We start from the raw sequence: 11,914 nt of genomic DNA, 5'->3' as shown, positions 1-11,914 counted from the left end.
GCCAGCACGGTGGACCGCGCCACGGTGCGTGCCGCAGCCCGCGCTGCCGCTCGCGGCGACGCACTGCCGCTGTAATCGATACCGCCTTGCCTCGTCGTCGGCGAGGGCACACACAAAAGCCGGGCCCCGCGAAAGCGAGGCCCGGCTTCTTTTTGCCTTTAATAAGGGTGCGTCGAGGTCCGGCTAGACAACGCGCTCTTCGATCGGCCCCACGCGGTCCGGATAGAAGGCCAGATAGTCCTTGATCGGCGCGACGGAATCGTACGGCGATTCGTAGGTCCACACTGCATTCACCGAGCGCTCGCCGCCGGCGGGAATGCTGTAGTAGGCGCACTCGCCCTTGTACGGGCAGTAGGTCGCGTGTTCCGTGCGCTCCAGCAGCGACATCTTCACGTCCTTGCGCGGGATGTAGTGCACCGTTCCGAAGTGAGCCTCGCGCAGTGTCAGTGCCTCGCGCGTGTCGGCGATGACGCGGCCATCGACCCACACCACCACGCGATGCGGGTTCGGTGCGATGTCGATCCGATGATCGGGTCCAGGGATCTTGACGGGACGCTCCATCACGGGGCGTTCTAGCGTGGCGTACATGGACAGGCTCCTTCGGTCAGTTCGTGGTGACGCAAGAATCGGCGGACGTGCATCTTGCCCCTATGCAGCGGCGGTTAGAAGCCCCAGGAAAATCGACCCATTCGCAGAGTGGTTAAAGGCCGCTGTGTATGTAGTTCTTCGGTTTTCACGAAAGAGAAAGACTCTGTAAAAGACAGTCTGAAGACGTACTTGCCGGTCGCAAAAAAAAGCGCGCGATCTGTCCGCCGTCCTTTCCGGCTTCAGGCGTCGAGGAGGCGCAACCCCGCCGACCCCGCAATCACGAGTGCGATGCAGCCCAGCCGCGGCGCGGAGAGCGCTTCGCCGAAGAACAGCACGCCCATCAGCACCACGCCCACCGAGCCGATGCCGGTCCAGATCGCATAGGCGGGGCCGAGCGGCAGATAGCGCAAGGCCCTGGCCAGCAGGTAGATGCTGACGAGTGCGGTGAGCACGCCGACGACCGACGGCACTGCCCGCGTCCAGTCCTGCGATTGCTTGAGCGCCGCGGCCATCGCGATCTCGACCAGGCCTGCGGCCAGAAGAAAAAACCAACCCATGAGAGAACCCCTTTGTCGTTTGTGCGGGAAGAGCGAGAGCCGATAATTCCCGCCCGGGCACTCATCGACAAGTACGCACCTTCTGGTAACCATGGGAATTGCAAGACCGCCATCGAAAACCGCCACGCCTGTGGCACACGAAGCACCCGCCGATGTGTGGAACGCCGACTGCCCCTCGCGCCGCGTGCTCGAACTCGTCGCCAACAAATGGGCGCTGCTCGTCATCCCGCTGCTGCGCGGCAAGCCGCAGCGCAACAACGAACTGCTGCGCAAGGTCGGCGGCATCTCGCAGAAGATGCTCACGCAGACGCTGCGCGACCTGGAGCTCAACGGGCTGGTGCTGCGCGACGACCGCCAGACGGTGCCGCCGCATGTGGAGTACCGGCTCAGCCCGCTGGGCCTCTCGCTGAGCAAGACGCTGATCGCGGTGGACCGCTGGGCCGAGTCGAACCACGCCGAGATCGACAGGGCGCAGGCCAAAGCGCGCGCAAGGCGCTGACGGCCGTGAAAGGAATCCCATGAAAAAGAACATGTTCGCCATCTTCCTGCTCGCATGCGCATGGGCTGCCGGCGCCTCGGCGCAAGACTGGCCTTCGAAGCCCGTGCGCGTGATCGTTCCCGCACCGGCCGGCAGTTCGCTCGACCTGATCGCGCGCACGCTGGCCGACCGGCTGCGCGTGATGTGGAAGCAGCCCGTGGTGATCGAGACCAAGGCCGGCGCGGGTGGCCTGATCGGCATGGACGCCGTGGCCAAGGCGCCGGCCGATGGCTACACGCTGGGCATCGGCTTCAACGGACCGATCGCCTTCGGTCCCTACATGTACGCCCGCATGCCCTATGCACCCGCGCGCGATCTGCTGCCGATCGTGCTCACGACCTCACAGCCCAACGTGCTGGCGGTGCAGGCGAGCAACCCGGCCAACACGCTGCCGGAGTTCGTGGCCTGGGCGAAGAAGCAGGGCAACGGGTTCAGCTATGCGTCGGTAGGCGCGGGGAGTTCATCGCATCTCACGATGGAACTGTTTCGCAGCGCTGCCGGCATCGAGGCGGTGCATGTACCTTACGCCGGCTCGCCGCCGGCGGGCCTGTCGCTCGCGGCGGGCGACACCCAGGCGCTGTTCACCGTGGCGCCAGCGCTGCTGCCGTTGATCCAGGGCAAGCGGGTGAAGCTGATCGCGATCACCAGCGCCAAACGCCCCGAACTCATGAAAGACCTGCCCACCGTCGCCGAGTCGGGCTACCCGGGCTTCGAGTCGCTGGCCTGGAACGGCTTCTTCACCGCCAGCGGCACGCCGCCCGAGGTGGTGCGCCGCATCAATGCCGACGTGAACGCGGTGCTGCGCGAGCCGGCCGTGCGCGAGTTGCTGGCCAACCAGGGCCTCGTGCCCGGCGGCGGCTCCCCGGAGGCGTTCCGGTCGTTCATCGACAGCGAAGGCCGCAAGTGGGGTGCGATCATCGCCAGGGTCGGCATCCGCCTCGACCAGTGATACTGCCGTCGCCCCATTTTTTTCAGGAATGCACATGGAAGAATTTCCCAGGGACATCTACACCGAGCCCGAACCCGATCCGCACACGCTCGCCAACCTGGGCCCGCTCACCGGCCTGGCCGGCATCTGGACCAGCGCGGCGGGCCACGATGTCAGCCCGAAGGAAGACGGCCCCGAAGCGCAGGTCTTCATCGAGCATGCCGAGTTCCAGCCCATCGACGCGCAGACCAACGGCCCGCAGATCTTCTACGGGCTGCGCTATCACCTGCGCATCGTCAAGCCGGACGAAGTCGAGAGCTTTCACGACCAGGTCGGCTACTGGCTCTGGGAGCCCGCCACCGGCACGGTGATCCAGACGCTGTCGATACCGCGCGGGCAGACTGCAATGGCAATGGGCCGTGCGCAGGCCGATGCCAAGTCGTTCCAGCTCGAGGCGGTGCGCGGCGCCGAAACGAACGGCATCCTCTCCAACCCCTTCCTGGAGCATGCGTTCAAGACGCTGCGCTACAACATCTCCGTGTCGATCCACGACGACGGCAGCTGGTCCTACGAGCAGGAAACGCTGCTGAGCATCCGCGGCAAGGCGGAGCCCTTTCGCCATACCGACCGCAACACGCTGCGCAAGATCGCCGAGCCCACGCCCAACCCGACCGCACGGGCGGCCATGGCCAGCATGCCTGCGTGATTGCGGCGGACCTGCCTCAGTCGAACTTCAGCGCGCCGAGCCTTGCGACGACCAGGTCGTGCAGCGTCTGCGCCGCCACCGACAGGCTGCCCTCGCGCCGCTGCACCAGGTAGAGCGTGCGCGTCAGCGCCGGCAGCGGCAGCGGGCGTGTCACCAGCGTCTCGCGCTGGAAGTGAAAGAGCGTAAGGGCCGGCACCACGCTGATGCCGAGCCCGGCCTCCACCAGCCCCATCACGGTGGCCAGGTGCTCCACCTCGAACACCGCGTTGAGCCGCAGCGGATGCAGCGCCACGTCGAGCGCCTGGCGCACGCTGCTGTTGCGCGCCATCTGGATGAAGGGCCAGGGCGCGATTTTCTTCACCGTGAGGCGCGGCTCCTGCGCCAGCGGATGGTCGGTGCGGCACACCAGGTGAAAGCGGTCGGTGCAGAGCTTGCGCGCACGCAGGTCGCTGTCGGCCGCCGCGCTCGAGGCTGCGAGCGCAAAGTCGGCCTGGCCGCTGCGCACCAGCGCGACACAGGCATCGGACAGCGCGTCGTCGAGGTCGATGCGGATGCCGGGCCAGGCCTGCATGAACTCCGCGAACACGGCCGGCAGCCAACCCGCCGCGAGCGAGGGCAGGGCGGCGATGCGCACGCGGCCCTTGCGGCGCTCCACATGGTCGGCCAGGTCGCCCATCGCGCTGCCCATGTCGTCGAGCAGCCGGCGTGCCGAGCCTTCGAAGAGGCGGCCTTCGGGCGTGAGCTGCACGCTGCGGGTGTCGCGATCGAACAGGCGCGTGCCGACCGCGTCTTCGAGCGTGCGGATCAGCGCGCTGAATGCGGGCTGCGAAAGATGGCTGGTCTGCGCCGCCCGCGTGAAGTTGCGGTGCTCGGCCAGCGCGAGAAAGGCGCGCAGCTGCCGCGTCGAAAGGTCGGGCGTCTTTCTCATGTTGCGGTCCTGGTTATTTGAAATCCAGATCAATTGATCCGAAGTTTCGATTTTACGGATGACGGACGCCTGCCTACAGTCCGCTTCAATGAACGCCCCAGCTTCGTCCCCCCTGTTGATCGGCTGTGCGGCCGGCTTTTCCGGCGACCGTACCGATGCGGCGGGGCCCGTGGTCGACACGCTGATCGCGCGGCTGGCCGGCGGCCCGGCGGAGCAGCGCGCCTTCCTGATCTTCGAGACGCTGGCCGAGCGCACGCTGGCGCTGGCGCAGCTGCGCCGCCGCGACAACCCTGATGCCGGATACGAACCGCTGCTCGACGCCATGCTGCGGCCCGTGCTGGCGCGCTGCCTGGTGCATGGCATCCGCATCGTCAGCAACTTCGGTGCGGCCAATCCCCGGGCTGCCGCACGGCACATCGCCCGCATGGCGCGCGAGCTGGGCGCCGCAGCGCCGCGCATCGCGGTGGTGGAGGGCGACGACCTCTCCGGCCCCGCGCACCGTGCGTTGCTGCAGGAAGCACTGGGCGCGCAGATGGACGGCTTGCGCGTCGTCAGCGCCAACGCCTACATCGGCGCCGAGCCGATCGCCGCCGCGCTCGACGCCGGCGCGCAGATCGTGGTGTGCGGCCGGGTGGCCGACCCGTCGCTGACCGTCGGGCCGGCGATGTCGCATTTCGGCTGGCGCGCCGACGACTGGCACCGGCTGGGCCGCGCCACCATGGCGGGCCACCTGCTCGAATGCGGTGCGCAGGTGTGCGGCGGCTACTTCGCCGACCCCGGCTACAAGGACGTGCCGGGCCTCGAAGCGGTGGGCTTCCCGATTGCCGAGATCGACGCCGAGGGCCATTGCACCATCGGCAAGGCGGACGCCACCGGCGGCCTCGTGAGCGAAGCCACGGTGAAGGAGCAACTGCTGTACGAGGTGCATGACCCGAGCGCCTACCTGACGCCCGACGTGGTGGCCGACATCGCGGACGCCGAGGTGCGCGCGCTGCCCGGTGCGGACCGTGTCGAGCTGTCGGGCGTGCGCGGCCATGCGCGGCCGAGCCGCTACAAGGTCAATGTCTGCCACGAAGGCGGCTGGCTCGCCGAGGGCGAGATCTCCTATGCAGGGCCGCGTGCCGAGGCGCGTGCCCGGCTCGCGGCGGACGTGCTGCGCAAGCGGCTCGACGGCCTCGCATTGCGTGTCGACCTGATCGGTGCATTGAGCATCCTCGGCGACGATGCCGGCCGCGCGCTGGCCGACACCCCCGACACCGGCCTGCGCGACGTGCGCCTGCGCGTGGCCGCAACGCATGCAGACCGCGCGCAAGCCGAACGCCTGGCGCGCGAAGTGATGGCGCTCTACACCTGCGGCCCGGCGGGCGGCGGTGGGGTGCGCACCGCGCTCACGCCCCGGCTCAACACGCTCTCCTGCCTGCTGCCGCGCGAGGCGGTGCCTGTGCGTTTCGAACTGCTCGACGCGGGGGCGCTGGAAAACTCATGATCGAAGTCCCCCTCTACCGCGCAGCCCACGGTCGCACCGGCGACAAGGGCGACCGCTCCAACATCAGCGTGATCGCGTGGCGCGCCGAGTTCTATCCCTTGCTGCTCGAACAGCTCACGCCCGAGCGCGTCGCGGCGCAGTTCCGCCACCGCGCGCCTTCGCAGGTGCAGCGCTTCGTGCTGCCGAAGCTGCACGCGATGAACTTCGTGCTCGACGCGGTGCTCGACGGCGGCGTCAACGACGCGCTGAACCTCGATGCGCACGGCAAGGCGCTGTCCTTCCTGCTGCTCGACATGCCGATCCGGATACCGCGCGCGCTCGCGCCGCTGCTGGCCGGGCCGTAGCTGCGGCGCCCTCTTTTTTTCCTTACCCATCCATCCGGAGACAAAACAATGAAACGATTTCCCCTCACCGTGCTGACCGCCGCACTGGCGCTGGCCCCGCTGCTGGGCCACGCGCAGGCCTTCCCCGAGAAGGCGATCACCTTCGTCGTGCCCTTCGCGGCCGGCACCGCCACCGACCAGATCGCCCGCGCGCTCGGCAACAGCATCACGGCCGAGACCAAGCAACCCGTCATCATCGACAACAAGGCCGGCGCCAGCGGCTTCATCGCCTCGCAGAACGTGGCCAAGGCAGCGGCTGACGGCTACACCGTGCTGATCACCACCAACACCACGCACGCGGCCAACGAGCACTTGTTCAAGAAGCTGCCCTACGACCCCGTGAAAGACTACGCGCCCATCGCCGCGCTCGGCAAGGGCGGGCAGATCATGGTGGTGAACCCGTCGTTCCCGGCGAAGAGCGTGGCCGAGTTCGTCGCGCTTGCGAAGAAGGAGCCGGGCAAGTACAGCTTCGGCAGCGGCAGTTCGTCGAGCCGCATGGCGGGCGAGCTGCTGCAGCAGATGGCCGACATCAAGCTGCTGCACGTGCCCTACAAGAGCAACACGCTCGCCGTTACCGACCTGCTCGGCGGACAGATCCACATGATGATCACCGACGCGGCCACCGGCCTGCCGCAGGTCAAGGGCGGCAAGCTGCGCGCGCTGGGTGTCTCCAGTGCGGTGCGCTCGCCGCTCGCGCCCGATGTGCCCACCATCTCCGAAGCCGGCGTGAAGGGCTACGAGATGGGCTACTGGTTCGCGGCCTATGCGCCCGCGAAGACGCCGCCCGCTGTGGTCAAGCGGCTCAACGAGCTGCTGGTGAAGGCCGCGAAGAGCGAGTCCGCGAAGACGGCCTTCTACGAACCGACCGGCACCGAGGTGTTCACCACATCGCCCGAAGACCTTGCGAAGTTCCAGACTGCCGAGTCGCAGAAATGGGGCCGCATCGTGAAGGCGGCCGGCATCGAAGCCGAATAGCAGGCCGGCCGCAGCGGGGATCGGCACCGCACCGACACCACAACGAAGGAGACAAACCATGAAACGCTGGAGCCTTGCGGCTGCCACGGTGGCTTCGGCCGCCCTTTTTCTGAGCGGTTGCGGCGGCAGCGGCGGTGGAGGCGGGGGTTTTTCCCTGCTGCCGCCGCCCGTCGCTGCGCCACCCGCGGCCGCCACCCCGCCGCAATTCAAGCTCGCGATCTCGAAGACCGAGGACGTGCCCGGCACCTTCGGCAGCGTGGGCGCCTACGAGAAGATCAGCGGTACCTTCACCGGAGAGGTCGACCCGAAGGACGCGCGCAACGCGATCATCCAGGACCTGTCGCTCGCACCGCTCAATGCCAACGGCAAGGTCGAGTACAGCTCCGACTTCGTGCTCTTCAAGCCCAAGGACATGTCGAAGGCCAGCGGCGTGCTGCGCTACGACGCGCCGAACCGCGGCAACATCGTGAACCTCGACCCGTACTTCGCGTCGCGCGGCTACGTGTTCCTCACGGCAGCCTGGCAGGGCGACGTGCCGGCCGCGCCGGGCAAGCTCACGCTCAAGGTGCCGGTGGCGAAGAATGCCGACGGCAGCACCATCACCGGCACCTACCGCGCCGAGCTGCTGCCCACGGCGGCGACCAACGATTCGCTGCCGCTGCCCGGCGGCCCGTACAACGCGGCCATGCAGGCCTACGCGGCAGCGAGCCTCGACAACACGCAACCCGGCTACGTGCTCACCCGGCGCATCAACGAAAGCGACGCGCGCCAGCTCATTCCCGCGAGCGAGTGGAAGTTCGCGAAGTGCGGCGCCGCCGTGCCATTCCCCGGCACGCCCGACGCGACCAGCGTGTGCCTGAAGGACAAATGGGACCCGGCCTTCATGTACGAGCTGGTCTATGTCGCGAAAGACCCGAAGGTCATGGGCCTCGGCCTCGCGGCGCTGCGCGACATGATCACCTTCTTCCACCGCGATGCGAGCGATGCCGCCGGCACTGCCAATCCGGTGGCTGCTGCCATCAGGAACACCATCGCCTCCGGCGTGTCGCAATGCGGCAACTTCATGAAGACCTTCGTGCACCTCGGCTTCAACGAGGACCGTGCGGGACTGAAGGTGTTCGACGGCGTGTTCGCGCAGATCGCGGCGCGGCAGACCAACATCAACATGCGCTTCTCGATCCCCGGCGGCGGCGGCGGCGTGCGCACCGACCACACGGCCTTCGGCCAGGCCGGCACGCGCGGCCTCTCGAAGGACTATGTGGACGACGTGGCGCAGCGCCGCGGCGGCATCCTGTCGCGCTGCGAGGCGAGCGGCACCTGCCCCAAGCTCTTCATCGGTTTCAGCGGCACGGAGTTCTATGTGCTGCAGGGCTCGCCGCTGCTGACGGATGCCTGGGGCACGGCGGACCTCGTGCAGCCGGGCAACGCTCGCGTCTACTACTACGCGAGCACGCATCACCTGCTGGGCCTTCAGTCGCTGCCGGGCACGAGCGCAGGGGCGCTCTACGCGACCAACGCGAACGCCGGGGTCGTGCCGGTCGTGCGCGCGCTCTACCAGAACCTCGAGGACTGGGTCGTCAGGGGCACCGTGCCGCCCGACAGCCAGGTGCCGAAGCTGGCCGACGCCACGCTGGTGCGGCCGCCGCAGGTGAAGTTCCCGGCCATTCCGGGGGCAAGCTACACGGGCCTGGTCAACACCTATTCGCTGCTCGACTGGGGGCCGAGCTACCGCCCGCAGGACGAGAGCGGCATCGCCACACAGGTGCCGCCGGCATATCTCGGCCGCGACTACGCCATCCTCGTGCCGCAAGTGGACGCCGACGGCAACGACATCGCCGGCATCCGCAGCCTCGACGTGGCCGTGCCCGTGGGCACCAACACCGGGTGGAACTACACCAGCCAGCCTGGCCGGATCGACTTGGCGGGACTGTTCGGCGCGTACTTTCCGTTCGTGAAGACGGCGGTGCAGCGCGCGGGCACCACCGACCCGCGGCTCTCGCTGCAGGAGCGCTACACGGACCAGGCCGGCTACGTCGCGGCCGTGACGGCCGCGGCCAACGACCTGGTGGCGAAGCGCTTCATGCTGCGCGTGGACGCCGACACCGCGATCGCAAACGCGGCCGCCAACCCCGTGCTGCCCTAACCGTCGACGTGCACCGCGAACCCCGAGCGGCCCGGCGCGATGTCGGGCCGCAGGGTGAGGGCGGGAATCTCGTAGTCGCCGGCGTTCTGCGGGCGGAACGCAATCGGCGCCGTCGTCCACAGCGCATCGAGCCGGTGGCCGAAGTCTTCGGTGATCCGCGTATAGGCCGCGTCGTCGACCTTGTCCGTGCGGTAGACCACGAAGGGCGGCAGCACATCGAAGCCCGGGTAGTACAGGATGCCGTGGTGAATGGGAAACAGCAGGTCGTCCATCGGCCCGTTGATGCCGCGTGGGCTGTAGTGCGGCGCCCAGCCGCCGGTGGTGACGACCAGCATCGCGCGCTTGCCGGCCATCACGCCTTGGCCGAAGCGGTCGCCCCAGTGCGTGTCGGAGTGCTCGCCCACGCCGTAGCCAAAGCCGTAGGCGTACACCCGCTCGACCCAGCCCTTGAGGATCGCGGGCATCGAGTACCACCAGAGCGGAAACTGGAAGATCACCGCATCGGCCCACAGCAGCTTGGCCTGCTCGCCGGCGATGTCGTCGGGCTGGGTGCCGGCTTCAAAGGCGCGCAGTGAATCCATGACAGGATCGAAGTGCGCACCGGGCTCGACGTGTGCGAAGTCCGCCACATCGAGCGGCGCCTTCCATTGCATGGCGTAGAGATCGGACACGCGCACTTCGTGTCCGGATTGGGTGAGGCGCTCCACCATGAAGTTTTTTAGCGATCCGTTGAGCGACCGGGCTTCGGGGTGGGCGTGGACGAGGAGGACTTTCATGATGTCAGGACCTGTGGAATGAAGAACATGCACGCAGGTTAGGAAAGAAGGCGATATATTGGAAATGAATAGTTCGAATTCCAGCCATTGCCATGAACAATTTCAGCCGCCTCGACCTCAACCTGCTGATCACGCTCGACGTGCTGCTCGCGGAGCGCAACGTGACCCGCGCGGCCGAGCGCCTGCACCTCTCGCAGCCATCGGTGAGCGTGCAGCTCGCCAAGCTGCGCGAGGTGTTCGACGACCCGTTGCTGGTGCCCGCGCAACGCGGCATGCGGCCCACCGCGCGCGCCGACGAGCTGCGAGAGCCACTGCGCGAAGCGCTGGAGTCACTGGGCCGCGCGGTGGCGCCCACCAAGCCTTTCGACCCCGCCGAGGCGACCATCACCTGGCGCGTGGCCGCGGCCGACTATGCCGAGTCGGCCATCCTGCTGCCGGCGCTGGCCGGGCTGCGCGCGGCGGCGCCGAACACCCGGCTGGCCGTGGTGGAGGCGGTGCCGTCGCGCTTGGCGCGGCAGCTGGAGCATGGGGAGATCGACCTGTTCTTTCACACCAGCGTGGGCGCGCCGCCCGGGCTGCACCGGCGGGTGCTGTTCAACGAGCGCTATGTGCTGGCGGGGCGGGCAGGGCATCCACGGTTGAAGCGGAGGCCGACGCTTGCGCAGTTCTGTGCGCTGGAGCATGTGGTGGTGTCGCCGGGCGGCGGTGGGTTCGTCGGGCCCACGGACGAGGCGTTGGCAGAGAACGGCTTGGCGCGGCGCGTGGCGCTGTCGGTGCCGCACTTTCTTTTCATGATGTCGGTGCTGGCCAGTACCGACATGGTTGCGATGCTGCCTGAGCGGCTGGCGCGCGGCGCGCTTGGACTACGGGTGGTGGAGGCGCCGCTGGAGGTGCCAGGGTATGAGATGGCGATGCTCTGGCATGAGCGGCGGCATCGGGATGCGGGGCATCGGTGGGTGCGGGAGTGGATTGCGGGGAGTTTGTGAATGCCTTCGGGTGACTGCAATCCGGTGGGATACTTCTTCGAACGGAACACTTGGACCGCTGCAGTCGGCCAAGAGCGGCCCCCCGTTCGTCAGGCGTAGTGTGGCCCGGATCAGAACCTCTTCAAGGGTCTGTCTATTCGAAATCCAAGCAATAATTCAGCTTCGACCAATTTCTCACGGCGCACCGTAGGCGATGGAATTCCCGGTTTGCACAGTCAACATTACGGTCGCGCAAATCGCCGCGAGCTTGGAAGTTCCGTTTGATACATGGGACGAGCCGGGCTTGGGAATGGCCATGGGTTTTGCGTATCGTCTTCCGAACGGAGCGACGATCTACCTGGAAGAGCTGGCGGAAGTCTCCCGAAGCCGCGGCAACGCATCGACGATACATGTCGACCCGTCCGCTTTCCTTCGTCGAAATGTCAATGAAGTCATATCGAGCGCTATCGAGGGATTGGGTCTGCCGAAATCTTGCGTCTCGTGGGTTCAGACGGAATTGAGTTGGAGCGCGGCACAAAAAATCGCGGAGGCTCGCAGGGGCTAGTGCCCGGCCAACACCGGACTCTCCAGCCTCGGCCAGAATCAGTTGCTTTAAAAAATGCCGCCGAGTGCCGGCGCCAGCCGCACCAGGGCTGCAGCGACAGCGAATGAAATTTCAGTCCTGGCCCAAGTCCCTGTAAGGCAAGTCCGTAGCCTGATAAATCCGCAGATTCCATGTCAAACCGTCGACTTCGTCAGCTCGCGCGTATGCCAATCGAAGAGCAGGTTCGAAGAGCCGTGGTGGAGTTCGTGGGACAGAGCGGAGATGTCTACGTGGAGCGCGCTGGAGAGGGCACCATGGACTCAGTTCTGGTGCAGGTTTCTCTGCGAGCAGCCGTTTCGGCGACTCATGCGGCGGACTTGCAGGAGCAGTTGAGTGA

General features: G+C 67.2%; 13 protein-coding genes. 9 read left to right on the top strand and 4 right to left on the bottom strand.

Annotation, left to right across the window (positions count from 1 at the left end; genetic code table 11):
* Positions 1-183: 183 nt before the first annotated feature.
* Both AC1DXX_RS32100 and AC1DXX_RS32095 read right to left on the bottom strand, forming a co-directional pair.
* Positions 184-588, bottom strand: a complete 405-nt coding sequence (locus AC1DXX_RS32100) for a DUF427 domain-containing protein (RefSeq protein WP_478138246.1) — start codon at positions 586-588, stop codon at positions 184-186.
* Positions 589-827: 239 nt separating this feature from the next.
* Positions 828-1,145, bottom strand: coding sequence for a DMT family transporter (locus tag AC1DXX_RS32095; RefSeq protein ID WP_478138245.1), 318 nt, complete (start codon positions 1,143-1,145; stop codon positions 828-830).
* A gap of 91 nt (positions 1,146-1,236) precedes the next feature.
* Here AC1DXX_RS32095 and AC1DXX_RS32090 point away from each other — a divergent pair, with 91 nt between their 5' ends.
* The 3 genes from AC1DXX_RS32090 to AC1DXX_RS32080 are packed head-to-tail and all read left to right on the top strand — an operon-like array spanning position 1,237 to position 3,317.
* The gene (locus AC1DXX_RS32090; RefSeq protein ID WP_478138244.1) at positions 1,237-1,644 is read left to right on the top strand and encodes a winged helix-turn-helix transcriptional regulator; all 408 of its coding nucleotides are present in this window, start codon (positions 1,237-1,239) and stop codon (positions 1,642-1,644) included.
* A gap of 19 nt (positions 1,645-1,663) precedes the next feature.
* Positions 1,664-2,632 carry a Bug family tripartite tricarboxylate transporter substrate binding protein gene (locus AC1DXX_RS32085; RefSeq protein WP_478138243.1) on the top strand — a complete coding sequence of 323 codons (969 nt, stop codon included), beginning with the start codon at positions 1,664-1,666 and terminating at the stop codon, positions 2,630-2,632.
* Between the two features lie 34 nt (positions 2,633-2,666).
* The gene (locus AC1DXX_RS32080) at positions 2,667-3,317 is read left to right on the top strand and encodes an FABP family protein (protein ID WP_478138242.1); all 651 of its coding nucleotides are present in this window, start codon (positions 2,667-2,669) and stop codon (positions 3,315-3,317) included.
* A gap of 16 nt (positions 3,318-3,333) precedes the next feature.
* On the opposite strand, the gene AC1DXX_RS32075 is transcribed toward AC1DXX_RS32080, so the two are convergent.
* The gene (locus AC1DXX_RS32075) at positions 3,334-4,245 is read right to left on the bottom strand and encodes a LysR family transcriptional regulator (protein ID WP_478138241.1); all 912 of its coding nucleotides are present in this window, start codon (positions 4,243-4,245) and stop codon (positions 3,334-3,336) included.
* A gap of 88 nt (positions 4,246-4,333) precedes the next feature.
* Between AC1DXX_RS32075 and AC1DXX_RS32070 the strand changes: the two genes are divergently transcribed.
* The 4 genes from AC1DXX_RS32070 to AC1DXX_RS32055 are packed head-to-tail and all read left to right on the top strand — an operon-like array spanning position 4,334 to position 9,232.
* Positions 4,334-5,731 carry an acyclic terpene utilization AtuA family protein gene (locus AC1DXX_RS32070; protein ID WP_478138240.1) on the top strand — a complete coding sequence of 466 codons (1,398 nt, stop codon included), beginning with the start codon at positions 4,334-4,336 and terminating at the stop codon, positions 5,729-5,731.
* Positions 5,728-6,075: an AtuA-related protein gene (locus AC1DXX_RS32065; RefSeq protein ID WP_478138239.1), complete on the top strand. Its 348-nt coding sequence runs from the start codon at positions 5,728-5,730 to the stop codon at positions 6,073-6,075. The genes AC1DXX_RS32070 and AC1DXX_RS32065 overlap by 4 nt, the downstream gene beginning before the upstream one ends.
* 48 nt (positions 6,076-6,123) lie before the next feature.
* Complete coding sequence (locus tag AC1DXX_RS32060) at positions 6,124-7,089, top strand: Bug family tripartite tricarboxylate transporter substrate binding protein (protein WP_478138238.1); 966 nt, start codon at positions 6,124-6,126, stop codon at positions 7,087-7,089.
* A 58-nt stretch (positions 7,090-7,147) separates the two neighbouring features.
* Positions 7,148-9,232: an alpha/beta hydrolase domain-containing protein gene (locus AC1DXX_RS32055; RefSeq protein WP_478138237.1), complete on the top strand. Its 2,085-nt coding sequence runs from the start codon at positions 7,148-7,150 to the stop codon at positions 9,230-9,232.
* Here AC1DXX_RS32055 and AC1DXX_RS32050 read toward each other — a convergent pair.
* Entirely contained in the window at positions 9,229-10,008 is a 780-nt protein-coding gene (locus AC1DXX_RS32050) for an NAD(P)H-dependent oxidoreductase (RefSeq protein WP_478138236.1), read from the bottom strand. The two genes, AC1DXX_RS32055 and AC1DXX_RS32050, sit on opposite strands and share 4 nt — an antisense overlap.
* 92 nt (positions 10,009-10,100) lie before the next feature.
* Between AC1DXX_RS32050 and AC1DXX_RS32045 the strand changes: the two genes are divergently transcribed.
* Positions 10,101-10,994 (top strand): LysR family transcriptional regulator, encoded by an 894-nt coding sequence (locus AC1DXX_RS32045; protein ID WP_478138235.1) that lies wholly within the window; start codon positions 10,101-10,103, stop codon positions 10,992-10,994.
* Between the two features lie 193 nt (positions 10,995-11,187).
* On the top strand, positions 11,188-11,538 hold the full coding sequence (locus tag AC1DXX_RS32040; protein WP_478138234.1) for a hypothetical protein: 351 nt from the start codon (positions 11,188-11,190) through the stop codon (positions 11,536-11,538).
* Positions 11,539-11,914 lie beyond the last annotated feature (376 nt).

It is taken from the genome of Variovorax sp. P4_B10, from assembly GCF_056402375.1.
This window is presented reverse-complemented; position numbering and strand designations above follow the sequence as displayed.